Below are 26,252 nucleotides of genomic sequence, written 5' to 3' on the forward strand. Positions count from 1 at the left end.
CGTGCAACATTCGCCACGCCAAAGGTCGCTTCCATCACGTGTGTTAGCTTGATCACCATCCTTCCCGGCCCGGGGGCTCCGGAAGGCTTAAATCCACCGCAGCTACCTTTTCGGAGGCACCATGGGACTTGGCTCCCACACGCAAATAATTGATCGGGCTATTGCTCCCGGCACCCCTGAAACCGCTCTTTGCTCCGGTTCAGGACTGTTTCTTAGCTCGGGGTCCACCACCGCGCAGGCAGGACCACGCGGGAACGCTATGGCCTACCTGCTCGACACAGCAGTCGCAGAAGCCTGCACCGGTCGAGCCGCTGGTGGCACCGGGAACCCGACCCGGCTCGCATTGATACCCCTTGGTGGTGTTGCATGACACCAATGAGCGGAACTTCCGTAGACATCAAACCCGATGAAACAGCACAACAGGGGTCCTCCCTTGCGATAGGGGCAGATCGCGCTTCCGGCGAAACCACCAACGAACTCAAGCGCGGGCTAAACAACCGCCACCTGCAGATGATCGCTATCGGCGGTGCAATCGGTACCGGGCTGTTCGTGGCCTCGGGCAGCACCATTTCCCAGGCGGGTCCCGGCGGTGCGTTGGTCGCCTACGCGCTGGTCGGGCTAATGGTATTCCTGTTGATGCAGTCACTGGGCGAGATGTCGGCCAAAATTCCGGTCGCCGGTTCTTTCCAGTCCTTTGCCACCCGTTTCGTCTCCCCGTCCTTTGGGTTCGCGATCGGCTGGAACTATTGGTTCAACTGGGCCATCACGGTGGCCGCCGAGCTGGTCGCGGCCGGAATCATCATGGACTTTTGGTTCCCGGGGGTCCCAGGATGGGTGTGGGCCGGGATCTTCCTGCTGGTGTTGACCGGGCTCAATGCCCTCTCGGCGAAGGCCTTTGGTGAGTCGGAGTTCTGGCTCTCCCTGATCAAGGTCAGCGCAGTGGTGCTCTTCCTGATCGCCGGCGTGCTGATGATTTTCGGCATCCTCGGGGATAACTCTCCGGGACTGAGCAACTGGGAAAACCGCGATGACGTGTTCCACGGGGGTTGGGTCTCGATCATCTCGGTCTTCATGGTTGCCGGGTTCTCCTTCCAGGGCACCGAGCTTGTGGGAGTCGCCGCAGGCGAAGCCAAGAACCCGCGTCGCGAAGTGCCGAAGGCTATCCGCACTGTCTTCTGGCGCATCATGCTTTTCTACATTGGTGCCATCTTTATCATCGGCTGCCTGATCCCGTTCACCGATCCGAGCTTGCTGGCCTCCGGCGAGTCCGATATTGCAGCGTCGCCGTTTTCCCTGGTCTTCTCGCGCGCCGGAATCGCCTTCGCAGCGGCCTTGATGAACGCCGTGATCCTGACCGCAATCCTGTCCGCGGGCAACTCCGGGCTGTATGCCTCCACCCGGATGCTCTACGCCATGGCCCATGACGGCATGGCCCCGAAGATCTTCGGCCGAACCAATGCGCGTGGTGTGCCGATCCCGGCGTTGCTGGCGACCGCGGCCGTGGGACTCTTCGGGTTCCTCTCCGCGATCGTCGGTCAGGGTGCAGCCTACTCCTGGCTGCTGAACATGTCAGGCCTATGCGGCTTCATCGTCTGGGCGGGAATCGCGGTCTCCCACTACCGTTTCAGGCGCGGCTTCCTGGCTCAGGGAAACAAAGTCAGCGACCTGCCATACAAAGCATCGCTGTTCCCCATTGGCCCAGTGCTGGCCTTCGCCCTGCTGATACTGGTAATCGCGGGACAGAATTACGAGGCTGTGCTTGCCGGACGGACCGTAGAGGTGCTTTCCTCCTACATCGGGTTGCCAGTCTTCATCGTTCTATGGCTGGCTCACCGCTTCATCACCAAGTCCAAAGTGGTGCCGCTGCTCGAGATGGATCTCACGGCACCTAAGGACCTCGAGGACGAACCTAGGGGCGGCACCCAGTAACCATGCTGCGCGGGCTACCCCACGCATTGCGGGGCCCCGCGGTAGCCGAGGGCTAGAACGGGGGATCTAGACCAGAAAGAGGGAAGCCGGGTGAGAATTGCACCCGGCTTCGCTCTTCGCCCAGGTCAATATCGCCCGATATCTCTAGTCGTCTGCGGGCTGTCCGTCATGTAGTTCACGGGGGTTTGGGGCTCTGGTTGCTTCGTTGTGGATGGGTTAGCGTCTTGTCCGTCCACGAGGCAGCTGACGGGAGCGGCGATGCGGGTATCGAAGGTGTTGGATCCGGCAAGCAATGCGGTGTCTTTCACTCTGATAAGCCAGATCGGAGTGGTGGAGCCGGCGGAGCGGTATCTGCGGTATCTGCGGTATCTGGCTGATACCGAGCGGTCACCGAACATGATCAAGGCCCACGCCCACGCCCACGATTTGAAGGACTGGTTCGTCTTCCTGGACGAATACGGACGTGACTGGCAGTCCGTGAAGCTGGAAGACGTCGGATCGTTCATCCGGTGGCTGCGGCGTCCGCCCGACATGCGCGGCCATGTCTTTTCGGTGCTTCCGGCGATCGGGCACCATTGCGGCGAGGCAACGGTGAACCGCAAGCTTTCCACCGTATCGGTCTTCTATCAACACGCCGCCCGCCATGGCCTTGACCTGGGCGAGCTGATCACCTGCTGGGACCCGGCTGCCCGCCAGGGAGGATGGAAACACTTCCTGCACCACATCAGCAAGGGCGCCGCAAAACAGCGCCGGGTGGTGAAGCTTCCCGTGACGGCAAGGATTCCCCGCCTCCTGGCCCCAGCGAGATCAAAAGCATCCTGGATTCATGCGATCGTCTCCGGGACCGACTGCTCTTCGCACTCCTCCATGACGCCGGCATCCGGATCGGTGAAGCCCTGGGCCTCCGGCATGAGGACATCGCCGTCGCCGAACGAGAAATCACGATCCGCCGGCGCGACAACACCAATGGTGCGCGCGCGAAATCGCCCCATTCGCGCACCATCCCCGTCACCGCCGAACTGATCCGCCTTTATGCCGACTACCTTTCCACCGCTGTCTTCGCAATCGCTGGTTCTACACCTTCTGAAATTGAACGTACTCCCACGGGGAAGCATCTCGAGTGCATCACGATTTTCCGTCTGATCCTCAGAGGCGGAGTCCGGTCGGAGATGCGTCGTGGGCACTTTCCAGAACGGATGCACCGCGTCATCTAGGCACGGACGGAGACGGACTAAAGATATCGGTCGTTTTCGAAGGGCACTAGAATAAAGTCGCGTTCGACTAGGGGAAGATACTGACAATTGCTCGCCGACCAGCTGGACCGCGGGATTTGCCCAGACGCACCCAAAGACTGTCGCCTAAACCAGCAATTGATCCGTCTTCCAAATCGCATGCAGCGACTTCCCTTGCTGCGCTGCGGAGACAAACTGCGGCCTCAGGCGAGCCCAGATTTGATCTAGGGTTCGAGCCGGTACTGGCAGCGCCTTAGACGATAAGGATATATCGTCGACGGCAAGGTGCCCGTACACGGCCTGATACATCTGGAGCACCGTGTTTGCTCGCGCCGAGAAGGGTGGATGGGTGGTCGATGGAGTCGGGGGCCGCCCGAAGATCACCAGCGCATCGTCCACGATCTCATGGACCTTCATCGCGAAAAGAGCGCTCTGAAGCGCCACGTTGGGTGGTACCGAATCAAGCTGCGCTGCTGACTCGGCCACCGCCCAGCCGCCAACGATGTCGGCGCGGAACTCCTCATCTTTGTCCGGTAGGACCTCGACGGGGAACTCTCCAATGGGGTAACCCATGTATTCCAGGAGGGCGTGACAGTATTCATGGCCTAGGACGAATCGTTCCGCGTAGTTGATTAGTACGATAAGGGCAGGTTGATACAGTTCCTCAGGCGCTCGTGTTGTAGATGGTTGGGCCACACCATCAAAAAACCAGGAACTGAGAGACTCGTATGCGACGTCGAGAGCGGTGGGACTTGCGTCGAGCACTTTCTCAACTGCTTCGGGCGTGCTGTCGAGGCTGACGAGGCGACCCGGGGGAGGGTCGACTGGCTGCCAACTTATGACAACCGCCTTCGATAATTGGTAGTAGGCGTTCATCATCCCTGCGGCGATTGCAATTACCGCGTAGTCGTCTACCTTCCTGGTCCATGCGGTACTGCGCGGCTGTCCAAGCGTCCCGATGAGGATGCGCTCCAGCGGATCCGTCGCTGCCTCGGACTGCTGAAGGTGGGATATCAGGAAGATTTCGATGGACGCTGCCTGGCGTGCAAGCATCTCAAGGTAACCGCCATCTTCAGCCCAACTGGGCGATACCCGCTCGATGATTTCACGAGTTCGCGCAAATCTCCGTCTCTCAATCGAGGCTTCATATGTGAAGGGTCCAGCCCTCAGCCGTCCGTTATCTGGGATCATTTGTGATTCCCGTCTGGATGCTGCAGCGAGTGCCTGTGAAAGCGCGACGTCCTCAAGCGGCTCCCTTGGAGCCCACTCTTTCTGAGCCTCCCTGAGGACGATACGTGCATTCGTCAGGCCTGAAACCTTCGACGATCTCAAGTTAACTCGGCCAGCACCACACTGCCGCCGCTCCAAGTCTGCTCGAGCTGGTCAGACCAATCAGAGTTCGCCTTGAAGAGCCCTTGAACGACGCCGACGTTCTCATCGCTAGTCTCGGAAAGCACCGTAGCAATAGGAGCCATCGCTGCGCTGGCTGCAATGAGTACCTCATCGGCCAGCGTCTTTGCGGGGTTCCTGATCAGCTTCAGCAACTTATCCATGACCGAACCCTCGTTCTTTGTTAGGTCGTCATGTACCTTCTTCATGGTCTCACCGACATGCCTGAGGTCACCGTCGGACTCTGCAATCAAGATGAAGACAGCCAAACCACCGACAACTGTCCTCGGAAAGAAGATCGGAGCACCCTCGCCCAGCGTGAAGGATATGGTTTCGCCCGGATGCACCTCGTGAATGAGGTTTTTCTGGAGTTCCTTCGGTGGCATGACCGTCGGGGGAGTCCCGCTAAGGTCGACTGCCACCGTAATGAAGTAAATCTGTTCTCGGCCCTTTAGCCAGCCCCATAGTCCGTCCCAATTGCCAGTGACAGTCAGCGACCTCAGCGCAAGTCCCCTGGGCTGATAGGATTTCGGGAATTCGATTTCATCGCCGCCGAAACCCTTTGATCGCTCGGACACCTCACCGGAGTAGCCGATGCGTCGTGCGTCCTGGAATCCAGGTATTGCCGTGCCTTGCATGTTCATTCGAAGCGCCTCTCACAGTTGCCGGAGGCGTGGCCGCCTAGGATCTAGATCGACGGTTCGCCTACGATGATGTCCAGTTCCCCCGCTAGACCCGTCATGAGTGGCAACCACCGTCTTGTCCGGCGCCAGCGATAGTTCAAAGGTCCTCCCCTTGACGCTATCCGTCAATCTACCGCGAACTCCAATTTGCGCAAGCGGCCCCCGGGTAACGAAATAGCGCTGGGGAAAGGCCACCCCATTCGCTGCGATTCACACCAGGGCCAGAAATGGGAAGCTTGCCGCGCGGTGGTCAAACAATCGTTGACGCGGGTCCGAACATGCCACCATCACAGGCCGCGGTGTGAAATTCCTTTCTCGTCCTACGGGCCGGGTAGTCGCAGCAATCGCCCTAGGTGCATAGTGGTTCTACCGGGGGCACTAGGAGTCAGGGGTGCTGTGATGCCAGTGGACGAGGATCTGCGACGAAAAGCTGTCTCGGCAGTGCTCGATGGTGGCATGACTCAAGTTGCCGTTTGTAAGCAACATGGAATCAGTAAACACCACTTACGAATTTGGGTTCGGGAAGAGCGGGATCGTCGCGCGAAATTGACGGATGTGTCGACCAACGGGGCACAAGAAACCACTGAGGAGCGGCTCCGCAGACTCGCGGGCGAATGGGGGGAACCCGAACTTTACGCGACTCAGATCCAATCCGGTCTAAAGGCGGCAGAGCAAACAGAATTTTTTTACCGCTACATCCTATGCGGGCCGCTTTGGCTGGTTGCCGGTCTCCTTTGGGTCTTGTTGCTTTTTGCAATGATCGTTATTGCTATTGACCGATTCATGAGTTCAGGAAACTTGCTGCAGAATTTGGGGTTTGTCGTAGTAGTGGCACTGGTTGGTGGAGCCGTCGATGCTTGCATATGGGCGCTATTGCGATACTTCGTGAATTTGATATTCAGGTCATTTGCACCCTTTGCTTACGCTGTAACCCAACTTCAAGCTGCATTGAAGCAGCTGCAGGAAAATCGAGCAGGAGTGTTTCAAAATCCGCAAAACAGCGAGGAGGAAACGTCTAGGAGGCAGATCACCAAGAAGATTGGCCGGGCGGCGCATATCTTGGACGTGACGTGGCGGCGTGGACGGCCTTCTCTTGGTTCGCCGATTAGCCGTGGGAACGAGCGTGCAGCGCGAAGAAAAGTGGCGGCTTATGTTGCCAAAGCGGAAGAGTTGCTTTGGGAGAGAGGCTGGATGGGGCGAATTCAAGCCATAGCAATCCTGCAGATAGCTGCTTATGAAACAGTCCTGCGGAAATGGACATTGCATGAGTTCAAAGATGTAACGGCTGCCGATCCCAGCCCTTTCTGGCGACGGCGGTTGATACCCTTCCTGAAAGGAATAGTCTCGCTTGGTGCGGCCATCGCACCGTTGGCTTGGCAAGTGTTTGGCCCGGAAGATCAAGTTCCAGCCCATTTTATTCGAGAATTTCTTCATAGCCGCAAGTGGTGATGCGTCCGGTAGTGCGTGGCCGGCGCAGCTCAGCTGTCTCTAAGCCGTCGGCCGCCGGGGAGCTTCTCTCTCCCTAAGAGGGATACATCTCGCCCTCGTTGTGTTCGTCTTCGCGTGGGGCGGTTTCTACCTCGATGACCTTCGCTACGAAATGGCTTCAGGTATGTCCCCTTCGGCGTGCTAGTCGCCCTGTACGCGGCCCGCGCCCGATTTCGGAACCCGGCAAGTATACTCGCCGTCATATTCGCCATTTCGGTATCCTTGGGTCCGCCTTCTTCGGCGTCTCCGGCCGGTGTCCGGGAGCATCCGTGCCAGGGGCGCCTCCGCGGCGGGCGCGGCGGTGCGCCCCTGGCTGCAGGACGGGACGTCATCAAGCCGCAGTTCCTCGATGGACACGAAAGAGCGTTCTATCGAGCGGTTCGCTGACCGTGCACTGAGGAGAATGTTCCCTGGCACGGACAGATCAATGCGATCGTGGAACAAGTCAGCGGTTCGAACCTGTTGGAGTCCATGTATGACAATCTGGTCCGCGGACTTCAAAAACGGCCGTCCGCTTCCGTCATCCAAAGTAGCCGCGGAGCCATCGAGGAGACCTACGCGAACTTGATCTACGCGCTGGTGCTAAAACAAGCCGAGCCGCGGCCATAACAAGGCGCCGTCCATGCCCGTCCTGGACATTGTCCAGACCAGAAACGCCACCGCCATCGCGGCGCTTAACGAGCGGGACTCAAGATATCGGTCGTTTCTGACCCGTCCGCGGCTAGCCTCCAAAAAATGTCTGTGAATGGCAGCGGTAATTGGCCTTGTTCTCACAGCGCTTTGTGTCCAAGCGCATGGTCTCAGGTGCCAATCCTTGCCTGGCATGGCATCACTCGTAATGAACGGGTTGGTGCTCCGACGGACAACGCTTCGGGTATCCCGTTCTAAGGAAGTGGAACCCTCCGTAAGCCAGATTGGGTTTGCAGGTTGTGGTGAATCTTGGAGCCTTCCGACACATACGTGGCCGGATCTACGCATGTTTGGTTATGCGGGGAGGGCCGCCTAAGCTCAGGCGGACCCAGTCGCCCTAGGAATGGAGTGACTGCATTACCGAGAGGTGTCCCGCATTGGGATCGAGCGGATCCGGCCCTTCGAGGAAGTCCTCGGTGGCCCGCGGGGGAGGGGGTCGGCGACGAACCGGCCGACGCCGCGGCGGGCCCGGATGAGGCCGTCCTCCTCGAGCAGCATGAGCGCCTCGCGGACCACGGTGCGGCTGACCTTCATGTAGGTATGGCACACGGGCCGACTGCCGGGATCGCCGCCCTCGCACCACTACTCGAGAGGAATGATCACCAACGCAACCACCGCGTCCACGCCCACCTCCTCGAACTGACCGGTAACGCTCCAGCAGCCCAGGACGCCTAGCGCTTGGCAGCCGGGCTCACCGGCAGCATCACCGAACAGCGATACCTCGACCGAAAATCTGGACCACGCGATATGCGGTCCTTGACAGCTGGGATACTTTGCAGGGTCGGTGACTGCTACACACAAGAGACCGCGGCCGCCTACCGGAATGCCTTGCCAGGAGGACCGCCTCGAAGTGCTTTTTCTGCACGAGTGGCGCTTGTCATCGGCGTTGGAGGGGCTGCCGTTCGCCGACGCTAGCAGCGCCGTCAAACCCAATGTAGTCCCGCCGTCGTTGTTCCGGTCTTTCCGGCCGGCCGGGGAGGAAATCCTGGCGCTTTTTCGCGCGGTTACACCTGGCCCAGGCGGCGACAAAGTTCTGCAGGCTGGCGGACCCGCCTTTGGACCATGGATAGAAATGGTCGCCGTGCTCGAGGCGCCCTGGCCAGCAGATACGTCGGCCTTCGGCCTGAACACCAGGATGGCGGAGGCCAACAGCCACGCAGCCGTTGCGATGTAAGCAAACCTCAGCGCCTGCCGGCTCCAGTAGATGCGTGTCAGACCACCATCGTGGTAGCCCCCATCAATCGTTAGCCTCTTCGTTGCCGACGCCCATCCCATGAGACAGATCTACCGCTCCACTGGTGGGGCTTTCACGGGCTCAACCACGGGGGTTTGGACAAGCTCTACCTCCGCGGCGGCAGCATCATAGGCGGGTGCAATTAGTCGAAATCGAAGCTAGCTCGGCGGCCGTCCGATAGCCGATTAGTCAGCCATGGGGCAGGCGGGCGGCGATGACTTCGGACTTAAGGCCTCCAGCGAACGGGTGCCCTCATGCCATCTTCCGAGGTCTGATGACCAACCCGACGACGGCTGCCAGCGCGAGGGCGGACAGGATGGTCGCCGACCAGAACCCGGCCCGTCCGCCGGTCAGGAAGTCGCCGGGGACAGCGAAGGCCGCGTAGGTCGAGGCCACGATGGCCAGTCCAACGGCGCCGCCAAGTTGCTGCATTGTCTGGAAAAGCCCAGAGGCGGACCCTGCGTGTTCGGGTTCGACGTTGCGAAGCGCGAGCGTCGTGAGCGGCATGAACGTCATGCCGGCTGAGATTCCCGTCAAGAGCAGGGCAGCCATGACGATCACGAAGGGGGTGTCCGGACTCAGTTGCGTGAGCGGCAGGAAGGCGACCACGCGAAGGGCGGCGCCGAGGATGACGAGGCGGACGGCCCCGAAGCGCTCGACCAGTCGCGGGACGATCCGCGACATCGCGAAGATGCTCAGGGGCATCGGCAGGAACGCCAGCCCCGTCAGCAGTGGCGTGAGGTGCAGATCGTTTTCGAGGTACTGGACCATGAGGAAAAACATCGCCAGCATCCCGCCATAGGTGGCCGCCATTGCCGCTAGCGCCGCTACCCGGCTCGGGCTGCGGAGCAGCTGCGGGCGGAGCAGGGGGTGGGCCACCCTCCGCTCGGTGAAGGCGAGCACGGTGATCAGCGCTGCGCCGACCACCAGCCCCCCGATCGTGCGGGGACTGGACCAGCCGTCGTCGCCCGCTTGGATGAGGGCCCACACGATGGCGACGGCGCCGCCCGTTGCGGTCACCGCTCCGAGCACGTCGAAGCGCCCGGGTCTCCGGGGAGTTTCGGCGACGAGGCGCGGCACGGCAAGGAGGACGACGACGCCGATCGGCACGTTGATGAAGAGGGTCCACCGCCAGTTGGCCATGTCGGTGAGCAGGCCGCCAAGAATGAGCCCGAGCGCGCCGCCCATCGAGGCGACAGCGGAGAACAACGCAAGCGCCCGGTTCCGCGCGCCGTCGTCCCGCGCGCTCGTGGTGATGAGCGCGAGCACGCTCGGGGCGGCGAACGCGGCACCGAGGCCCTGGAGGGCGCGTGCGATGACGAGGAGTAGAGGTGAGGTGGCCAGGCCGCCGAGCAGCGAGAAGACCGTGAAGACTGCGACGCCCACCAGGAAGGTGCGGCGACGGCCGAAGACGTCTCCGATCCGTCCGCCGAGCAGCAGGAGGCCGCCGAAGGCGACGGCGTAGCCGTTCAGGACCCAGCTCAGCTGGGCGCGGGTGAAATCGAGGTCGGTGGCGATGTGGGGGAGTGCGACGTTCACGACCGTCGCATCCAAGACAAGCATGAGTTGGGCAAGCATGACCAGCCAGAGGCCAATGCTGCCGGCGCGGCGGCCAGATGGCGCGATCCCGGCGGGCGCCCGTGTGGCGATTGTGGATGTCATGGGGTGGTGTCCTGTTCTAGCCGATGGGCTGACGTACACTAAGAGGAGAGATGCTCCGGTTAGAACTATACGGAGACACTCTCCGTTTGGCAACAATGTTTTGAAAGGTGTTTCTGTGCGCGCTGACGCCCAACGCAACCGCGATCGGATCGTGGAGGTTGCACGTGCGCTGTTCCGCGCCAAAGGCTTCGACGCGGTTTCGATGGACGAGGTCGCCAAGGGGGCCGAGGTGGGCCCCGGCACGCTGTACCGGCACTTCCCGACCAAAGAGTCCCTGTACGACGCTGTCCTTGAGGCCTGGGCGGAGAAGGTCAACGCGGCAGTCGACAGCGCGCTTTCGCTCGACGCCCCCGCGCGGGAGCAGCTGTTGACCTGGCTGACCGACTATGCGGCGATGCTGACAGAACACAAGGGTGCAGCCGCGCGGATCACTGCTGCGCTGGGCGATCCCGGGTCTCCATTCGCAGCAAAATGCACTACTTACGTCAATGCGAATCAGCGCTTAATTGACGGGTTGGACTCGGCCCTGCGCCCCGGCGTCGAGGCAATGCAAATCAGTCGGCTTGTTGGCGGGATGGCTGCAGTGGCAGACAACAGCGAGCTTCCCGCCGAATCAGTGGCATCGATGCTTGCGATCGTCGCTGACGGACTGCTCGCTCCCTGACTGGTTCAGGGAACGCATTCGAGGCAAATCTGACAGTGCAGACCTCACCGCCCGGCGATATGCTCCGCAATGTACGCCCCGGTGGACACGCTGCTGTCGTTTGGCGCTCCAGTCGCCGGACCGCTTCGTCATGCGGCGGCAGACACTATCTAGCCGGTGCAGATTGAAGCAAGATACTCCCCATGAAAAGAATCGTTATAGCTAGTTTCGCGGCGGTAGTCATAGGCTGCGGCGCAATCACGTTGGCAGCCCCAAGCAACGCAGTGACCACGGGCGGCGAGGCGACCCAGTCGTCACACATCGCGGAACAAATCATGATCAAATTCCGCGACAAGAGTGCGGCAGCCGGCGTACTGCGCCAGCACGGCCTCAAGGAAGGCCCCGGTATCGGCAGTACCGGCGCTCAACTCATCAAGGTACCGGCCGGTAAGGAACTTAAACTCATCGAAGCCTTAAGCCGGAACCCGGCAGTCGAGTACGCCGAGCCGGACGAGCTGGTTACTGCCGATACAGCTGACCAGTATTTCGGCCGCCAGTACGCCCTGCAGAACGTTGGCCAGTCATTCACTAACACCGCCAACACGCAAACCATAGCCACGGGTGATGTGGACGCCGATGTGGACGCCGTCGAAGCGTGGACGTTCGCGACCGGCAGCGGCATCAAGGTTGCCATCGTCGATTCAGGTGTCGCAATGGACCACGAAGACATCTCGCAGAAGGTCGTCGCACGGACCAACTTCAGCGATACGAAAATTATCAATCCTGAGGACTACGACAAATACGGCCACGGCACCCACGTTGCCGGCATCGTTGCCGCCGCCCACAACTCCACCGGTGTCGCCGGTGTGTGCCCGGACTGCACCATCCTGGATGCCAAAGTGCTTAACGACAGCGGGTCTGGCTCCAGCTCAGCCATTGCTAAGGGCATCGACTGGGCGGTTGTAAACGGGGCCAAGGTGATCAACATGAGTCTCGGACAGCGCGTCTCTTCGCGCACGCTCGAAACTGCCGTGAATAACGCCTGGAATAAGGGCGTAGTGATAGTTGCTGCGGCCGGCAACGCCGGTACCCAGGCCAAGATCTACCCGGGTGCGTATCCCAACGTTATTGCCGTGGCTGCAACCGACAACAAGGACGACAAAGCATCCTTCTCAACCTACGGTAAGTGGGTGGATATCGCGGCGCCGGGTGTCAATGTCTACTCGACCTTCCCGATCCACCCCTTCGTCCTGGGTACGCAGAACGGCCGGTCCATGGGTTATGACATTGCCAGCGGTACCTCAATGGCCTCACCAATTGTCGCCGCCGTTGCCGCGCTTGTCTGGAGCTCACCTGCCGGGACCGCAAACGCATTAGTCCGCGAAAAAGTCGAATCAACCGCTGACCCGATTTTCGGTACAGGCACCTACTGGGCCAATGGCCGCGTGAACGCTTGCAGGGCGGTCGGTGGTAACTGCCCTTAGCCGCGGCCGTATGAACGGCCGGGGCCCCCTGTGTGTCAAGCGGACCAGGGCGGCCTAAGCTCAATCGGACCGAGCCGGGCTCAGGACTGAAGGGACTGCATCACCGACAGGTGCCCGGCGCGGTCAGGAATGAGGCATTTGGCCAGGTAGAAGGGCCGGTTCGCGTGCCTGACGTACTGCGTCAGCACGAGGACCGGATCCGATGCCCGCAGGTCCAGGAGCTTGGCCCGGCTGGGCCCTACCTGGCTGAGGCCGATCTGGCATTCACCGGGTCCCACTACCCGGCCACCGCGTTTGTAGAGCGCCGCGAGCAGCGTGGTCCCGCCGTCGTCGTCGAGCTCCAACGGCGAGAGGGCAGCGGAACCGCTTCCGAAGCTGACCGGCCCGGCGGAGATGTTCTCCTGCAGGTGGGCGATGGCCTCGCCGTCGCGGATCAGGACCGATTCCCAGAGCCAGCAGTCGGCGCCTGGTTCGATGCCGACGCCGGGGGCGACGAACTCGGAGGCAGGCTGCCGCTCCCGCTGGACGTGTTTGATCTCGATGTGCTGGCCGGGGCCGCCGAGAACTTCCTCGAAGGGCCGGATCCGTTCGATCCCGATGCGGGGGAGGGTGTCGGAGACGAACCGGCCGACGCCGCGGCGGGCCCGGATGAGGCCGTCCTCCTCGAGCAGCATCAGCGCCTCGCGGACCACGGTGCGGCTGACCTTCATGTCCGTGCCGAGCTCCGTCTCGGTGGGGAGCATCGAGCCGGGCGTCAGCAGGTTGTTGCGGATGGCCTCGGCGATCCGGGAGTAGACGGCAACCCGGAGCGGTGAGCCGGGCTGGGCCTGCACCGGCTGGGACAGGAACCTGGCGGCGTCCTCGTGCACGTTATGCCTCGCTTGCGTTTGGTCGGGGAAGTCCAGCGTACCGCGGGGTGTGACGCGTTTGTTGGACAAGGTCAGCTGATCTATGTAGTGACGCGTCCAGTGGGAAAAGCGCACGTTCGATGTCGTGTTCGGCCGTGCCAAAGCTGCCGCAGGCAAGACCTTCGCCTATCTTTCGTGAAACTTTCGCCGATCTTGCCCGAACGGGGTCACCATCAATTCATAGCCGGAAGGAGTGGACATCATGGCTGACGATCAAGAATTGCTGGACTGGATTTCCCCGCGCAAACAGAGGGAAATCGACAATCAGGCGGCATTTCTGCTTTATCTGCTGGAGCGTGAAGAGGCGCAAGGCAGTGGGAAATCATGAACGACTACGTTCCCCGTTCCCGTGAACCGTATGACGCGCATTGGGTCATCAAACGCGACCTGGCGAACATCATCGCCAAGTACACCGCGAGGGGCGACAAAGAAACCGCCGCCGTCTACAGGGAAGCACTTGCCCGTTACGACGGCGACTGAATCTGGGCCCTGCCAATGCCGTGGAGAACCGGACGTGGTGCCCTGCGGGGCTCGATCTTGTCGAGTGGAAGTTCGTCCACCACCACGGTGACTATGTTCCGGCTGATGAGGGTCCTGCCGATCCGGACGGCTGACCATTCGTGGGAGCCGCTGCGTTCCCCGACGCTGCGGCCGGGTACAACGACGTCGGAAGCCCGTGATTCACGATGGCATTTGCCGCCTTGCCGTGGGCGTTAGCATTATGGTGCGACGTCCGGCGAGAGGGCGCGCATCCCGCCTCTGCCGCTCCGAGCCCGCCGGCAAGTTCGGTGATGCTCGATGCCGAGAGGTCCCAATCGCTCTCCGGCGTCAGGTCCGCGACCTGGCCCGGGCCGTATTCGGTGGGGCGGGCGATGAACGCCGTCGCCAATCCCGCGTCCCGGGCAGCGTGCAGGTCGTTGTTGTGGGCGGCCACGAGCATCACAGCACCGGGCTTGAGGTCCAGGAACTCCGCAGTCCGAAGATAGGCCTTGGGCAGCGGCTTGTACGTGCGCGTCATGTCCGAGCCGATGATCACGTCCCACGGAAGGCCGGCGTTTCTGGCCATGTCCAGTAACAGCGAGGTGTTGCCGTTGGAGAGGGGACCCACAATGTAGCTACGGCGGATCGCGGACAGACCTTCCAAGCTGTCCGGCCATGGGGGCAGACGGTGCCAGGATGTGTTCAACTCTTCCAGGGTTCTTGCGTCCAGCCGGTCCGGATCGAAGCCGTGATGGCGGAGCACCTGGTCCAGGTTTTCGCGGTGGAGTGTGTCCAGGGTGGCGAATTCGCGGGAGCCGGAGCGGATGGCCTCCATTGCCGGCTGGTAGAGGGCGCGCCAGTCATCGGCGAACGCCTCGGCGTCGAGGTGCTGCCCACGTGTCGCGGCGAAGGCGGCCGCCTGCCGGGCGACGCCGGTACGCCAGTCCACCACCGTGCCGAAGGTGTCGAAGAGGACGGCGCGGATCCCGCACCCGGTTGACGGTGACCGGTATGGCTGGATCGTCATATCCTGTTTCCTTCCCATGTTCCCTGCCCGATAGTCTGGCACCATGCGCACTGATTTCGATCCCAAGGTGACGTCCGCCCGTGATTTTTACCGGCTGCTGACTGCGGTGGTGGTACCCCGGCCCATCGCCTGGGTATCGAGTGTCTCGGCGGAGGGCGTTGACAACCTGGCCCCGCACTCGTTCTTCACTGTGGCGTCCACGAATCCGCCCATCGTGCAGTTCACCTCGGTGGGGGAAAAGGATTCGCTACGCAACATCACCGAGTCCAGAGAATTCGTGGTGAACCTCGCCCCGGCCGCGCTGCTGGAGGAGGTCAACGCCACCGGCACCAATTTTCCGCCCGAAGTCAGTGAGTTTGACGCCGCTGGCCTCACGCGGGAGCCAAGCCTCACCGTGGGTGCGCCGCGGGTAAAAGAATCGCTGGCGGTGCTCGAATGCCGCCTGCACTCGGTCCTGCCGATGGGAGACTCAATCCTGGTCTTCGGCGAAGTGACGCACGCTGCCGTGAGCGACGCGGTTTTGGACGGCAGCCACCCTCGGATTGACCTGCTCGAGCCGCTGACCCGGCTGGGCCTGGACGAGTGGGGCACGCTGGGCACCATCCAGGACCTCAAACGGATCCGGCTCAAGGACTGGCCGGGGCCTTTCCGCCCGAAGGCCGGACGCCGCTGAAGCCAGGCCGCGTTAAGAAGGGAAAGGGATGCCCTGCCACGCAGGACACCCCTTTTCCTTCGATGTACGGTGCTCAGCCGAGGCCCAACTGGACGAACACGAACCACACGACGAGCGGCACCAGGCCGATCATCGCGATGGCCCAGAGCAGGAGCGCCCGGAAGAACATCCGCTCGTCCTTGGGCTGCGCGCTCGCCATCAGCAGGGCGCCGCTGGTGGACATCGGGCTCACGTCAACTACCGAGGAGCTGATGGCGATGGCCGTCACTACCCCGATGGGGGTGAGCAGCGGATCCATAGCGATGGGTGCGACCACCGGGCTGATGACGCCGAGGGTGCCGGTGGTTGAGGCGAAGGCCGAGACTATGGCCACCACATAGCTGGTGACCAGGGCGGCAAGCGAACTGTTGCCCAGGCCGGTGATACCTTCCTGAAGATCCTTCAGCGCGCCCATCTTTTCCAGCATGCCTACGTAGGTGACGATGCCGGTCACCAGAATGATCGCAGACCACGGCATGCTTTCCACTGCCGGCTTCTGCACGCCCGAGTCCAGGACGATCAGCACTGTGGCAATGATCAGCGAAGCGACTCCGACGTCCAGGCCCAGAACCGTGGTGAGAACCAGAAGGGAGGCGATGCCCACCAAAGTGAGGATCCGCATCGGCGTTGCGGCTACTTTCTCGGGGCCAGTCCTGGTGGTGCTTACGGCAGCCACAGAAGTGGGCGCCGGGGCGGTGAGCACAGCCGTTCCGGACCCGGACGGACCTGACGCGCTGCTTCCAGCGGGAGCAGCAGCGCCGCCGTCGTGCTTTGCATCCCCGGCCACACCGGCCTGGTGACCTGCCGCCAGAGCCGTGCGGCGTTTCATGACGGCCTGGACCAGGACGTAGGCGATCGCGGCCAGGATGGCATTGAAGACGAAGCAGTAGGCGTAAAGCTTGAAGGAACCGTCCGCGGCCCCGGCGCCGTCCAGCATCTTATTGGCCAGCACGCCGAAGGGGTTGACCGGAGAGAAGGCACCGGCGTTGGCGCCCTGGACGATGACCAGGCCCATCGCCAGGGTGCTGATGCCGAACCGCATGCCCAGCGCCAGGCCCACCGGCGCCACGATGGCGATAGCGGCGGGGGTGAACGCGCCGGCCGAAGCCAAGGCGGCCGTCAGCAGGAACATCAGGATGGGGACCAGGATCTTCCGGTCGCCGGCGAGCCGTTCAGCCCAGTAGGCCAGCAGGTCGATGGTCCCGTTGATCCGCACAATGGCGAAGAGCAGTGTGGCGCCCACCAGGATGAAGAACAGCCCGGCGGGGAACTGGCCGATGACGTCCTTGATGGACATGCCTGCCAGGAGGGTTCCGACGCCGAACGCCGCGACCGTGGCCAGCAGGCCGGCGTTGATCTTGGTGAAGGATCCGATCGCGAAGGCGGCTACCAGGACCAGGAATGCGATGAGTGATAGGGACATGGTGCCAGCCGCCTAGGAGTTCGCGGAGGTGAGGACGCCGGCGCCAGACAGCAGGCTGCCCGCTCCGGTGATGGCGGGCTGGTGACCGAGCGCCTTGAGGATCTCGTAGGTGGTGGCCGTGGCCGCCGTGATGACCGGCAGGCCGAGCTCGTCCTCCACCGCCTGGACCGCAGCCAGCGACGGCATCTGGACGCAGGCGGAAAGCACGACGGCGTCCGCGCCTTCGCGCTGCAGGCTGCGGGCAAGCGCGGGCAGGTTCTGCGGATCAAGGCAGCCGACCTCGAGGTTGTCCGCCACCTCGAGGCTGATGGCGTCCAGTACGGTGATGCCGGAGCCCTCGATGTAGTCCACCACCATCTTGGTGAGCGGCTTCATGTAGGGGGTGATCATGGCCACCTTAAGCGCGCCGATTTCCTGCAGCGTGCGGACTAGGGCACCGGCGCTGCTGGTCACCGGGGCAGGGTGCCCGTTTCCGGCGGCGGCGTCCGCGATTACTTCCTCCGAGCCCTCGTGGGCTCCGGGACCCTGGGCCATCACGGCGACCAGGCAGGCGTAGGCAATGACGTCCACATCGGCGTCGGAAACAGCCTCGGCGCAGTCGGCTGCCTTGCCCACCATAGCCAGCAACTCTTCCCGAGTGACTTTCTTCATGCCGGCGCGGGCGGAGTGGAAGGTGTAGTTGTGGCCGGTTGCCTGGGCCTGCCGGCGGAACAGCTCCGGCAATTCCGTCTCCATAGTGGTGTTGGAGCTGGGAACGATCAGTCCCACCCTGGAGGAGCCGGGGCGCTTGGGTTCCGGCGCGGTTTCGCAGGTGCTTTGGGGTGTGCTCATGATTTCTCCACGTCTTTGTGCTGGGGCCTGGTCGAGTGAAACCCACTTGGTGGGTTAGGTTTCCATGATGTGGGTCTCGCGAATAGAATGTCAAATAGGTCACGATCCCGTGGCCAGCTTCCAGCTGACTAAGCTGAAGGCTGCTCGAGGTCAATCAGTGAAGTGAAGGGACGTCAACGGTGGCAACGGAATCGGGAGCCGGGGGCCCACCCCTGCTGGTCCTACACAAGGTGGCGGAGATCCTGGATTGTTTCTCGGTCGAGGCTCCGGAGCCGACACTGCAGCAGATCATCCGGAAGACCGGCCTGCCGTCCAGCACGTGCCAGCGGCTGGTGCAGAACATGCTGCGGGAGGGCTTCCTGGACCGCGACGGGGACCGGTACAGGATCGGCATCGGGCTGGTCCGATGGGCTACCCCCGGGACGTTCGGGCTGGACGTGGTCAGGCTCGTGAAGCCGGTTTTGCAGCAGTTGCGCGATGAGACCGGCGAAACGGCATGCTTGTACGTCCGGGACGGGGCGTTCCGGACCATCGTCGCCGTGGCCGAGACACGTCACGTGGTGATGCGGCCCTTCCTGGTGGGCATGGTTATGCCGCTACACGCCGGGGCGCCGGGCAAGATTTTCCTGGCCTTTGATCCGGAGGCATGGGGCGCCCTGGAGGACCACGGCCTTGACCGCTTCACCCCCGACACCCCGGCATCCGTCGAGATGCTCCGGGAGCAAGCGGAGGTGGCCAAGGAACAGGGGTTCTATGCGGCTTTCGGGGAACGGCATGAAGATGTGGGTTCAATCAGCGCACCCGTATTCGACCACGCCGGCCGGCTCGCCTGTGCCATGGGTCTGGGATTCCCGACCCAGCGGATCGGGCCTGCCGACGTGGAACGGCTAGGGCCGGTGGTGGCCCGTGCAGGCCTGGAAGCCAGCCGTGCGCTGGGGTATGACGGGAGCCAACCGGTCGGTTAAGTCTGCTGAAGGCGGCCGGCTGGGGGTTCGACGAGCTCATCCTCCGAGTTGTTTGAGGGCCCAGTCCCAGCGGATCAGCTCCTGCTCGAGGCGGACGGCGGATCCGTAGGTGTCGTTGCCAAGCGCTTCATAGAGTGCGGCTTCCTCCGCTGTCAGCCTTGTTAGTGCAGCCCTCGACGGCGACGGCTCTCTTCCCCACGCATCGTGGTGTGCCAGCAACGTCTCCTCGTCCATCAGCACGCTGGCCACGTGGGGATGCACTGCGCGCAGCTGGTCCAGGATCCGGAAGCCATGGGTGTCCAGATCGCCCCAGTACAGGACCTCACACTCGCGGAGCCATGCGGCATCACGTAGCGAAGAAAAGCCGTACCCGGCTCCGTAGAGTGCCAGTGTGCCGGGCCGTTCGGGCAGTGCGAGGAAGTTGACCAGGTTCTCGGTCGCGATCACGGTGTGCACCGGGAGCTGCAGCGCGCTGAATGCCTCGGCGGTCACGGTGATGTCCCGGGCATCGCCCAGAACAAGAATCGCGGGATCCAGAACACGGAACCGGACGAGCTCCGGCGGATGCAGGAACCCGTGCCGGCGGGCGAAGCGTGCCGCCGGAGTACGGCCGGCGCCATCGTCCAGGGCAACATCCGGCGCAGGCGTCTCCATGGGCGGTTCCGTGTCGGCCTCCACCTCATCCATATCTGAGCCAGGCGCAACGCCTGCGAGCAGCTGATCAATAACCTGCCGGTGCCGCTCAATGAACTTCGTGTGGACACCGGGCAGTCCCAGTTGCCGGACGTAGATTCCCGGGGTGGGATTGTCCCGAAGCCACAGCGCCGCCCGGGCGGCGGACAGAACGTCATCGTCTAGCTCAAGCAATTTCAGCGGGCGCCGCGCCGCCCAAACGGCCAGTTGCGGATCCAGCCCAGCAAGACACTCCGCCAGCTCCTGGAACCGCTTTGCCTCTCGGGCTTTGCCAACAAACGCGATCTCAGCCTCGGCCTTCTCGAGCTCCCGCCGGTCGTCCTTTTCGTGCCTGCCGCGGCCGCCCTTGAGCTGGCCGTTGACGGTCAGCGCCTTGGGATACCGGCGGAAATCCTCGACGGTATCGCAGCAGACATGGTCGAACCTGGTGGCAAGTTCATCCAGCAGGAAGTTTCGGAACGGCGTGCTTGGCTTGATGGCGATCTTGGCAGCAAGGGTGCCCGGCTCGGCCGCCCTGGGTGCCGGCGATTCCCCGATTCTCAGGTAGACCAGCCGTCTGCGCAGGTTGTTGGCATCCACCCAGCTGCTCACGGCTGCATAGTGTTCGGCCGGCACCAGCAGGGACAATGCGAAGCCGTGCAGGGTGCGTTCGGCCGCGCCCTCCCATGCGCCTTCACCATCACGGACCCGCAGCAGTTCGCCGGCGTACGGCAGCGCAGTCTCCGCGATCCCGGTGCCGTCACACAGCCGACGGCGGAGCTCCAGCTGGGGGAGCGGCAGCAGGTTGGGACGGGACTGCAGGCTGCGCAGTTCGTTTCCGATCTCGGTCAGCCGTGCCGTCTGTTCGGTGCGGGTGATGGTCAGCGCGGTGCGGCTCTCCTGAAGCTCATCGGAGTGGGCGCCGAGCTGCGATTCGACCTCCTCAAGCCGGGCCCGGTTCGCGTCGAACAGCACCCGGTCTTCCGGCGGCCGCAGTCCCAGGTTCTTCGCGGCGGCAGCGTAGGTTTCGAACGGCTGCCGCTGGGTGCGGGACTGGTCAGTCAGCCGTGCGGTCTCCGCGTCGATGGCAGCCAGCGCTGAGCCTCGGGGCTTCGGGGGGAGGGTGCTGCCGCGGTATGCCCGGGGAAAATGGCAAGTCCGGCGTCGGTGGCTGCGGTGACCAGGCCGACGTCGTAGGCAATCAGCACGTCCGTCTGCAGGCGGTGGGCTCGCTTTCCTCGACGACGAATTTGAGTGCAGCCGGGGTGTCCACATAGACGATCAACCGGCCAACCGCAGGTCGCACAGAATCTCTGCGCAGAATCAGCGCTCCGGGTTTTCGGAGCGTTGAGCCTTCCGGCGTTCCAGACTCTTACGGACCTTACCCTTGCGTGCGGGCAATCCGTGATGGAACAGGTGCTCCAGGACCGTAAGCGCGATATCGATTAATAGGAGGATGAAGTCAATGAGCATTCGCGTCCCGTCCATGGCCAGAATCTGAAGTGCCCGCACTTCGCGCACGGACGGCGGCCCGGAGAGGGGTTGGACGAAATCCGGAGAGCGTATTACAGTCTTTTCTACTGAAACCGGCATGGGCGACAGAAAGCCCGGGGAGGAGTAGCGCATCACCGCTGGCCAATCCAAGCAACACTGTCCAATCCCGATGAAAGCCCCTCCCGAGGGGCTTTCCCTATTTCCCCAGCTTGATCGGCGCAGCATCACCAAGGAGAGCCGCCGTCCAGGTCTTCCATGGCCCAAGTGATGATTTTTAGGCCGAATGGGGTGGAATTCCGCCCTGTGCCCAGTATGACCCATAGACAGGACCGGAATGTCCGCGAATCGGTCTCAGGAATCCGCGGAATCACCGGCCTTCCTTATGTACTCTTCGACGGCGTTTTCGGGAATGCGGTACGAGTTGCCGAAGCGCACCGAGGCCAATGCGTGGGCCCGGACCAGCCGATAGACGGTCATCTTGGACACGCGCATGGCCGCGGCCACTTCGGCAATTGTCAGGTAGTGCAGGTTTGCAATGGACATTTCAATCAGGCTCCCGGGGTTCGGGCCGATGGTTGGGGATGGTTGAGCGGATTGGCAGGACTGTGGAGGGGCAGCTAATCTGGCCGTCTCAGCTGCCGATGGTCGTAGAAGAAGATGCGGTCTGCGGTTTGCAGGCCCACCAAAGTGCCGTTCTTGACGGCCACTTGGCCTTCCCTGCGGCCGTTGAAGGGATCGTCGACGACGACCACCTCACCGACCTTGAACGGAACAGCCGCCGTGCGTGCTCGGGCTATGGTTTCGTTGACGAAAGCGGACAGCCGCCAGGGTCGAGTGTTGGTAGCCGACCTGCGGGCAGGGATTTCCCCCATAAGGATCACTCCTTCACAGTGCGATCAACGCTGATTCACTGGTGCGGGTCCGGTTTGGCCTGCGGAAAATGGTTTCCGTACCGGGTTGGCACCGTAGGACAACGCTAAACCCGATTCCCAGCTCTCACATGAGTACCAAGTACCTCAATTACTTCTCCCCAACCACTGGTAACACCTCGTGAGTACTTGCTTTGGCCGGCCGGACTATCTGGATCGCCTCATGCACGGATCGAAATGAGCGCGACCCTCCTGTACGTGATGTACAGGAGGGCCGCGCTGTGGTGGCGGGGATGGTGCGGCGGTCAGGAGGTGGCCGGAAGTTCAGTCGTCGCTGCCGTGGCCGCCATGGCCGCCGCTGTCATCGGATCCGGAGAGGAGGATGCCGGTGAGGGTCAGTGCGAGGGCTGCTTTTGTCTTCATGTTTCAACAGTAGGAATCCGTTGGAAAGGATAGGTGCAGGACAAATCCAAGAGTTACCCGAGATTGGTGCCGCACTCGTCCCGCCACCGGAGGCCCGCCGATGGGGGACAGGCGGGCCTCGGGCGCGCCACGCTAGAGCGGCGCAATGCAAACATCGACTGGGCGAAGCGGGCATGCCATCGGTGCCCGTTTGGCTGCTACGCCTCATCACCGATCTTGCCCTACCCTGCTGGGTTGGCATCGATCCAGTGTGACCCCGCGGGCATATCAGACACTCCGCGTGTTGACACGCCGCGACGTGGCGCGTATCTCTGAGTTCAGAGCAAGGAGGTCTCCCCATCGCCACCGTAAGCGTGCGCTACATCGTCGATGACGTCGATGCCGCAGTCAACTTCTACCGCGAACATCTGGGATTCACGCTCGTCATGCATCCCGCGCCGCCCTTTGCCATGCTCGACCGCGGTGATCTGAGGCTGCTGCTCAGCGCTCCGAGCGGCCAAGGCGGAGGAGGCCAGAGCATGCCCGACGGGACCGTTCCCGCCCCGGGCGGCTGGAATCGATTCACGCTGGAGGTGGCAGACCTCGCGGCAGTCGTGCGGACCCTTCGCGACGCCGGCGTGCAGTTCCGAAGTGACATCGTGACGGGTGTGGGCGGAAATCAAGTACTGATCGAAGACCCGTCGGGCAATCCGATCGAACTATTCGAGCCGACGATTCCCGAGGCGCGGCTCGCCGCCTCCTGATCCCAATGCACTGGCCAGGGAGCCGAGCTGCGCCACGGCGAGCTCGACTCCCCGAAAGCCGGGCCGCCGGACGCCGCCGTGCCGCTGTGGTGACCGGCCTGAAGTGCGGAACGACGGACGGCCAGTAGGCCTTGCGAAGCCACCGACCGAGCTGGGCGTCGAAATCTTCCGGCGATACGAAGACCCGTCCCGGCAGGAGGGAGCTCTGCCGGAACTGGCGGTGGTCCTAGCGGAAGATGTTGTAGCTGCTCCAGCCTGTGCCGACGATGGTCCGCGCGCCCCAGATGCCCTTGCTGAAGGGGTAATGGGCGAGACGGCCGTCGCTGAGCCGGGTCATGAGCCCTGAGCTTCCCGTGGTGAATCCGGCCACGCTGGTGATGCTGTTGATGCTGTTCCACCCGGCGCCCGCCGTGCGCCTGGCTTCGGAGACGAAGCCGCCGGTTCCGGTGGAGCGGTACAGCACGAGCCTGCCGTCGCTGCGTTTGGCCAGCAGGTCCTGCGCCCCGTCCTGGTCGAAGTCGGTCATGGTGAGGTACAGGCCTCCCCAGCCGACCCCGGTCTTGATGCGGGGTGACAGCGACGATCCGGCGTTGTTGCCGTAGTACCAGAGGGTCCCGGCGGCGTCGTAGGCAAGGATTCCCGGATATTGGTCGGTTTTGCGCCAGTGGCCGACGGTGATGTGGTAGCTGCCCCAGCCGGTGCCGATCGCCTGCGCCGCGGCGAATCCGCCGCCGGGTTTTCCGGGGTAGAAGCTTAGCCGGCCGTCCTTCCACTGCGCGATGACATCGAAGACGCCGTCGCTGTTCCAGTCCGCCACGAACCCTTTGGCCAGCCCGGACCAGCCGATGCCGATCTTTTGCCGGGGATGGAACCCGCCCTGGCCGGTTGCCGGGTAGTCCCACAGCGCGCCGTCAGGGCCGGCCGCCACGACGTCCGCGGCGCTCCGGATCGATGAACTGGTGCTGGGCGGAGGGGGAGCAGGCGGAGTGGGGTTGGTCTGATCCGAGGCGTTGATGATGACATCGTCAATGTAGCTGTCGCCCATTTGCTGGAAATGTTCCGCACCGACCTGGACCGCGTTGAGCGTGGTGGCCGCGCTGGCTACCTGGTTGCTGGAGTACACGGATGTCTCGTCGAACCACACCTGCACTTCGGTTCCGAGACCATTCGCGGTCACCCGCATAGCAACGTGGTGCCAGGCGCTGAGCGTGATGCTTGAGGGGATCAGCCGGGTATAGACGAAGGATCCGGTAGGCGAAGTCACGCGGAGCCAGAGCTGCCCGTTGGAGTTGTACCGGTAAATATCGGCGACCCGTAAGCTGCCGGAGAAAAAACGGAAGTACGGGACGTCGTTGCCTGCCACCCCGGCCTGGGTGATGTTAAACCAGCCGTCGGCATAGGCCGTGGCTGTGGCCGCCGGCAGGGGCACGGACAGCTTGGCCACGGAGCCCGCATCAGTGGTGGCGTGCAGGAACGCGGCGCAGGTTCCCGAATGGGACTGGGCCGAGGAGACGGTGGCGGTTCCCGTGCCTCCGGTCGTTGGCGTGAACCCGGCCAGCGTCCCGGACTCGAGATTATTAGCCATCACCGCCGTCCCCGGATAGGTGTCTGCGGGGGCAGGGGTTCCGGGCTGGCATGTTGCCGCCTGGGCCGGAGCGGCTCCCACCGCCAGCGCCCAAATCAGGGATACCGCCGTGACTCCGACAACCCCAAACCTGCTGAGCTGTTTGATCATGCTGCGCTCCAATGTCGGCTGAACAGATGGTTCAGGCTGGTAGGCGTGCTTGATGGTAACCGGGCCCGGCGCTGTTTGGGGCGTGTGCCTGGTCCGGCTGCCCGTCCCACGGTTCGGCCTGACGGGGCATTGCCCGGGACGTACGCCATTCTGGTCACCGGAAGTTGGGAAAAGATCGGAACGAATGCACAGAAGTTGCCTTAGGACACCAAATCGGGGGGGCCGGCCTCATCATCTTTGGCTGCGCGGACCCCCGTCTCGCCGCGGAGATCATCTTCGACGTCGGCCTCGGTGGCGTCTCCTCGGCGCCGTCAGTTCCCGGTGTTGAAGGCAGGCGTTCCTGCGAGCCTGCCGCCGTCGACGGTGAGAACGGTGCCTGTGACGAACGAGGATTGGTCCGAGCATAGCCAGAGTGCTGCGGCGGCAACATCGCCCGGGGTGCCGATCCGGCCAAGCGGAACAGTTGCGGCCACGCGCTCCTGGGCGGCCTGGCCCGCCTCGGCGAGCCGGTCGGTGAGTACTGGTCCGGGAGCGATCGCGTTGATCCTGATTCCGTGGGCGGCGTAGTCGAGCGCGGCGACGCGGGTGAGGCCAGCGACGCCGAACTTGCTGGCCGTGTAGCCGCTTAGGCCGGCGACGCCCTGTTCGCCTGCGGTGGAGGACATGTTCACGATCGCCGCACCGGTTCCTGTCGCGAGCATGAGTTCGATTTCGTACTTCATGCACAGAAAGACTCCGCGGAGGTTCACGGCGATTGCGCTGTCGAAGTCCTCGCTGGCCCAGTCGCTCAGGGGCGCCGGAGTGCGGCCGCCGCCTGCGGCGTTGTTCACCGCAGCGTCGAGGCGTCCGAACCGCTCACTGATCCCTGCCAGCAGGTTCTTCACCGAGTCCTCATCGGTGACGTCGACGGGCATGGCCGTGGCTTGCCCGCCGGAGGATGTCAGGGTCTGGACCAGGGAGCGGGACCAGGGCGGGCGCGACTCCGGCCTGACGCACCGGGACGACGACAAGTATTGGCGCGGTGGCCTGATCTACATCAACCGGGAAGACCACACACACTGCTTGTTCCGCGCAGGTTCGGTCTGGGATGGACCCTGAACTTCGGCAATCCCGGAGCAGCGATACTCATGGCCGGCGTGGTCGCTCTGATCAGCCTGCTGATCACCCTCCGCCTTGGCGGCTGAACCCAATGGACAAGTGATGATGAAGGCAAGAGTTCTCAAATGCCGATTGCCGTCCGGGCAGGGAGCCCGCTGCCCCGCGGACTTCTGGAGCACGCGCAAGGGCGCCGACCTTGCGTGCCCGGAAGAGGGTGCCGGACCGTGGGTGGACCACCCGTACGGCCGGCCGCTCTAGACAGCCCGGATCAGTGGGGAAGTGCCAACTCAGCCGTTGATGACTTGGGGGATGCCGAGGGCTTTGAGGCCTTCGACGCCGAATTCCAGGCCGTACCCGGATTGTTTGGCGCCGCCGAAGGGGACGCGGGGGTCAACGGCGCCGTGCTTGTTGATCCACACGGTGCCGGCCTCGATGCGG

26 protein-coding genes and 2 pseudogenes are annotated in these 26,252 nt (G+C 63.0%); 12 read left to right on the top strand and 16 right to left on the bottom strand.

Features of this window, described 5'->3' with window-relative positions:
- Positions 1–366: 366 nt before the first annotated feature.
- From AC1DD3_RS11930 to AC1DD3_RS11940, 3 genes and pseudogenes are all read left to right on the top strand, one after another.
- The gene (locus AC1DD3_RS11930; RefSeq protein WP_476881755.1) at positions 367–1,929 is read left to right on the top strand and encodes an amino acid permease; all 1,563 of its coding nucleotides are present in this window, start codon (positions 367–369) and stop codon (positions 1,927–1,929) included.
- A 396-nt stretch (positions 1,930–2,325) separates the two neighbouring features.
- Positions 2,326–2,514 (top strand): annotated as a pseudogene (locus tag AC1DD3_RS11935) (integrase); the annotation flags it as partial.
- A gap of 116 nt (positions 2,515–2,630) precedes the next feature.
- Positions 2,631–3,143, top strand: coding sequence for a tyrosine-type recombinase/integrase (locus tag AC1DD3_RS11940; protein WP_476881766.1), 513 nt, complete (start codon positions 2,631–2,633; stop codon positions 3,141–3,143).
- 144 nt (positions 3,144–3,287) lie between these two features.
- Here the strand turns inward: AC1DD3_RS11940 and AC1DD3_RS11945 are convergent, their stop codons facing one another.
- Together AC1DD3_RS11945 and AC1DD3_RS11950 are read right to left on the bottom strand one after the other, a co-directional pair.
- Positions 3,288–4,214 carry a hypothetical protein gene (locus AC1DD3_RS11945; protein ID WP_476875941.1) on the bottom strand — a complete coding sequence of 309 codons (927 nt, stop codon included), beginning with the start codon at positions 4,212–4,214 and terminating at the stop codon, positions 3,288–3,290.
- Between the two features lie 275 nt (positions 4,215–4,489).
- Complete coding sequence (locus AC1DD3_RS11950) at positions 4,490–5,194, bottom strand: hypothetical protein (protein ID WP_476875942.1); 705 nt, start codon at positions 5,192–5,194, stop codon at positions 4,490–4,492.
- Positions 5,195–5,638: 444 nt separating this feature from the next.
- On the opposite strand from AC1DD3_RS11950, the gene AC1DD3_RS11955 reads away from it, so the two are divergent.
- Positions 5,639–6,682 (top strand): transposase, encoded by a 1,044-nt coding sequence (locus tag AC1DD3_RS11955; protein WP_476881756.1) that lies wholly within the window; start codon positions 5,639–5,641, stop codon positions 6,680–6,682.
- 1,152 nt (positions 6,683–7,834) lie between these two features.
- On the opposite strand, the pseudogene AC1DD3_RS11960 reads toward AC1DD3_RS11955, so the two are convergent.
- The 3 genes and pseudogenes from AC1DD3_RS11960 to AC1DD3_RS11970 all read right to left on the bottom strand — a co-directional run.
- Positions 7,835–7,951 (bottom strand): annotated as a pseudogene (locus AC1DD3_RS11960) (GntR family transcriptional regulator); the annotation flags it as partial.
- Positions 7,952–8,288: 337 nt separating this feature from the next.
- A complete protein-coding gene (locus AC1DD3_RS11965) occupies positions 8,289–8,567 on the bottom strand; it encodes an HNH endonuclease (RefSeq protein ID WP_476875943.1) in 279 nt (92 codons plus the stop codon).
- A 330-nt stretch (positions 8,568–8,897) separates the two neighbouring features.
- Complete coding sequence (locus AC1DD3_RS11970; protein WP_476881757.1) at positions 8,898–10,307, bottom strand: MFS transporter; 1,410 nt, start codon at positions 10,305–10,307, stop codon at positions 8,898–8,900.
- A 115-nt stretch (positions 10,308–10,422) separates the two neighbouring features.
- On the opposite strand from AC1DD3_RS11970, the gene AC1DD3_RS11975 reads away from it, so the two are divergent.
- On the top strand, positions 10,423–10,971 hold the full coding sequence (locus tag AC1DD3_RS11975) for a TetR/AcrR family transcriptional regulator (RefSeq protein WP_476881758.1): 549 nt from the start codon (positions 10,423–10,425) through the stop codon (positions 10,969–10,971).
- Positions 10,972–11,153: 182 nt separating this feature from the next.
- Entirely contained in the window at positions 11,154–12,434 is a 1,281-nt protein-coding gene (locus AC1DD3_RS11980; RefSeq protein WP_476881759.1) for a S8 family serine peptidase, read from the top strand.
- 80 nt (positions 12,435–12,514) lie between these two features.
- On the opposite strand, the gene AC1DD3_RS11985 is transcribed toward AC1DD3_RS11980, so the two are convergent.
- On the bottom strand, positions 12,515–13,303 hold the full coding sequence (locus AC1DD3_RS11985; RefSeq protein ID WP_476881767.1) for a GntR family transcriptional regulator: 789 nt from the start codon (positions 13,301–13,303) through the stop codon (positions 12,515–12,517).
- Between the two features lie 241 nt (positions 13,304–13,544).
- On the opposite strand from AC1DD3_RS11985, the gene AC1DD3_RS11990 reads away from it, so the two are divergent.
- Both AC1DD3_RS11990 and AC1DD3_RS11995 read left to right on the top strand, forming a co-directional pair.
- Positions 13,545–13,670: a hypothetical protein gene (locus tag AC1DD3_RS11990; RefSeq protein WP_290369711.1), complete on the top strand. Its 126-nt coding sequence runs from the start codon at positions 13,545–13,547 to the stop codon at positions 13,668–13,670.
- The gene (locus tag AC1DD3_RS11995; RefSeq protein WP_230117336.1) at positions 13,667–13,822 is read left to right on the top strand and encodes a hypothetical protein; all 156 of its coding nucleotides are present in this window, start codon (positions 13,667–13,669) and stop codon (positions 13,820–13,822) included. The genes AC1DD3_RS11990 and AC1DD3_RS11995 overlap by 4 nt, the downstream gene beginning before the upstream one ends.
- Before the next feature lie 91 nt (positions 13,823–13,913).
- Here the strand turns inward: AC1DD3_RS11995 and AC1DD3_RS12000 are convergent, their stop codons facing one another.
- Positions 13,914–14,849 carry a haloacid dehalogenase type II gene (locus tag AC1DD3_RS12000; protein ID WP_230117335.1) on the bottom strand — a complete coding sequence of 312 codons (936 nt, stop codon included), beginning with the start codon at positions 14,847–14,849 and terminating at the stop codon, positions 13,914–13,916.
- A 43-nt stretch (positions 14,850–14,892) separates the two neighbouring features.
- Between AC1DD3_RS12000 and AC1DD3_RS12005 the strand changes: the two genes are divergently transcribed.
- Entirely contained in the window at positions 14,893–15,522 is a 630-nt protein-coding gene (locus AC1DD3_RS12005; RefSeq protein WP_230117334.1) for a flavin reductase family protein, read from the top strand.
- 73 nt (positions 15,523–15,595) lie between these two features.
- Here AC1DD3_RS12005 and AC1DD3_RS12010 read toward each other — a convergent pair whose 3' ends face one another.
- Positions 15,596–16,984 carry an SLC13 family permease gene (locus tag AC1DD3_RS12010; protein WP_476881760.1) on the bottom strand — a complete coding sequence of 463 codons (1,389 nt, stop codon included), beginning with the start codon at positions 16,982–16,984 and terminating at the stop codon, positions 15,596–15,598.
- A 12-nt stretch (positions 16,985–16,996) separates the two neighbouring features.
- On the bottom strand, positions 16,997–17,815 hold the full coding sequence (locus AC1DD3_RS12015) for a maleate cis-trans isomerase family protein (RefSeq protein WP_476881761.1): 819 nt from the start codon (positions 17,813–17,815) through the stop codon (positions 16,997–16,999).
- A 179-nt stretch (positions 17,816–17,994) separates the two neighbouring features.
- Here AC1DD3_RS12015 and AC1DD3_RS12020 point away from each other — a divergent pair, with 179 nt between their 5' ends.
- The gene (locus AC1DD3_RS12020; protein WP_230117331.1) at positions 17,995–18,780 is read left to right on the top strand and encodes an IclR family transcriptional regulator; all 786 of its coding nucleotides are present in this window, start codon (positions 17,995–17,997) and stop codon (positions 18,778–18,780) included.
- Positions 18,781–18,816: 36 nt separating this feature from the next.
- Here AC1DD3_RS12020 and AC1DD3_RS12025 read toward each other — a convergent pair whose 3' ends face one another.
- The 4 genes from AC1DD3_RS12025 to AC1DD3_RS12040 all read right to left on the bottom strand — a co-directional run bounded on the left by AC1DD3_RS12025 (position 18,817) and on the right by AC1DD3_RS12040 (position 21,818).
- The gene (locus AC1DD3_RS12025) at positions 18,817–20,427 is read right to left on the bottom strand and encodes a Wadjet anti-phage system protein JetD domain-containing protein (protein ID WP_476881762.1); all 1,611 of its coding nucleotides are present in this window, start codon (positions 20,425–20,427) and stop codon (positions 18,817–18,819) included.
- Between the two features lie 348 nt (positions 20,428–20,775).
- The gene (locus AC1DD3_RS12030) at positions 20,776–20,940 is read right to left on the bottom strand and encodes a hypothetical protein (protein ID WP_476881763.1); all 165 of its coding nucleotides are present in this window, start codon (positions 20,938–20,940) and stop codon (positions 20,776–20,778) included.
- 357 nt (positions 20,941–21,297) lie between these two features.
- Complete coding sequence (locus AC1DD3_RS12035; RefSeq protein WP_230117328.1) at positions 21,298–21,489, bottom strand: helix-turn-helix domain-containing protein; 192 nt, start codon at positions 21,487–21,489, stop codon at positions 21,298–21,300.
- Positions 21,490–21,563: 74 nt separating this feature from the next.
- Complete coding sequence (locus AC1DD3_RS12040) at positions 21,564–21,818, bottom strand: hypothetical protein (RefSeq protein WP_230117327.1); 255 nt, start codon at positions 21,816–21,818, stop codon at positions 21,564–21,566.
- Positions 21,819–22,591: 773 nt separating this feature from the next.
- Here AC1DD3_RS12040 and AC1DD3_RS12045 point away from each other — a divergent pair.
- The gene (locus AC1DD3_RS12045) at positions 22,592–22,981 is read left to right on the top strand and encodes a VOC family protein (protein WP_230117326.1); all 390 of its coding nucleotides are present in this window, start codon (positions 22,592–22,594) and stop codon (positions 22,979–22,981) included.
- 226 nt (positions 22,982–23,207) lie between these two features.
- On the opposite strand, the gene AC1DD3_RS12050 is transcribed toward AC1DD3_RS12045, so the two are convergent.
- Both AC1DD3_RS12050 and AC1DD3_RS12055 read right to left on the bottom strand, forming a co-directional pair.
- Entirely contained in the window at positions 23,208–24,716 is a 1,509-nt protein-coding gene (locus AC1DD3_RS12050; RefSeq protein WP_230117325.1) for an FG-GAP repeat domain-containing protein, read from the bottom strand.
- 311 nt (positions 24,717–25,027) lie between these two features.
- Positions 25,028–25,726 carry an SDR family NAD(P)-dependent oxidoreductase gene (locus AC1DD3_RS12055; RefSeq protein ID WP_230117324.1) on the bottom strand — a complete coding sequence of 233 codons (699 nt, stop codon included), beginning with the start codon at positions 25,724–25,726 and terminating at the stop codon, positions 25,028–25,030.
- A 3-nt stretch (positions 25,727–25,729) separates the two neighbouring features.
- Here AC1DD3_RS12055 and AC1DD3_RS12060 point away from each other — a divergent pair, with 3 nt between their 5' ends.
- Positions 25,730–25,900 carry a DUF5808 domain-containing protein gene (locus AC1DD3_RS12060; protein ID WP_476881764.1) on the top strand — a complete coding sequence of 57 codons (171 nt, stop codon included), beginning with the start codon at positions 25,730–25,732 and terminating at the stop codon, positions 25,898–25,900.
- Positions 25,901–26,101: 201 nt separating this feature from the next.
- Here the strand turns inward: AC1DD3_RS12060 and AC1DD3_RS12065 are convergent.
- A partial coding sequence (locus tag AC1DD3_RS12065; RefSeq protein ID WP_476881585.1) for an aldehyde dehydrogenase family protein occupies positions 26,102–26,252 on the bottom strand: 151 nt, incomplete at its 5' end.

The sequence above is a fragment of the Arthrobacter sp. 05T444 genome, from assembly GCF_056395905.1.

Coding starts and splice junctions, on each gene's coding strand:
- AC1DD3_RS11940 (WP_476881766.1), top strand. CDS start 2,631: ATGGAAACACTTCCTGCACCACATCAGCAAGGGCGCCGCAAAACAGCG.
- AC1DD3_RS11950 (WP_476875942.1), bottom strand. CDS start 5,194: ATGAACATGCAAGGCACGGCAATACCTGGATTCCAGGACGCACGACGC.
- AC1DD3_RS11995 (WP_230117336.1), top strand. CDS start 13,667: ATGAACGACTACGTTCCCCGTTCCCGTGAACCGTATGACGCGCATTGG.
- AC1DD3_RS12030 (WP_476881763.1), bottom strand. CDS start 20,940: ATGGACGGGACGCGAATGCTCATTGACTTCATCCTCCTATTAATCGAT.
- AC1DD3_RS12050 (WP_230117325.1), bottom strand. CDS start 24,716: ATGATCAAACAGCTCAGCAGGTTTGGGGTTGTCGGAGTCACGGCGGTA.
- AC1DD3_RS12000 (WP_230117335.1), bottom strand. CDS start 14,849: ATGACGATCCAGCCATACCGGTCACCGTCAACCGGGTGCGGGATCCGC.
- AC1DD3_RS12015 (WP_476881761.1), bottom strand. CDS start 17,815: ATGAGCACACCCCAAAGCACCTGCGAAACCGCGCCGGAACCCAAGCGC.
- AC1DD3_RS12035 (WP_230117328.1), bottom strand. CDS start 21,489: ATGTCCATTGCAAACCTGCACTACCTGACAATTGCCGAAGTGGCCGCG.
- AC1DD3_RS12040 (WP_230117327.1), bottom strand. CDS start 21,818: ATGGGGGAAATCCCTGCCCGCAGGTCGGCTACCAACACTCGACCCTGG.
- AC1DD3_RS12005 (WP_230117334.1), top strand. CDS start 14,893: ATGCGCACTGATTTCGATCCCAAGGTGACGTCCGCCCGTGATTTTTAC.
- AC1DD3_RS11980 (WP_476881759.1), top strand. CDS start 11,154: ATGAAAAGAATCGTTATAGCTAGTTTCGCGGCGGTAGTCATAGGCTGC.
- AC1DD3_RS11930 (WP_476881755.1), top strand. CDS start 367: ATGACACCAATGAGCGGAACTTCCGTAGACATCAAACCCGATGAAACA.
- AC1DD3_RS11945 (WP_476875941.1), bottom strand. CDS start 4,214: ATGCTTGCACGCCAGGCAGCGTCCATCGAAATCTTCCTGATATCCCAC.
- AC1DD3_RS12010 (WP_476881760.1), bottom strand. CDS start 16,984: ATGTCCCTATCACTCATCGCATTCCTGGTCCTGGTAGCCGCCTTCGCG.
- AC1DD3_RS11990 (WP_290369711.1), top strand. CDS start 13,545: ATGGCTGACGATCAAGAATTGCTGGACTGGATTTCCCCGCGCAAACAG.
- AC1DD3_RS11970 (WP_476881757.1), bottom strand. CDS start 10,307: ATGACATCCACAATCGCCACACGGGCGCCCGCCGGGATCGCGCCATCT.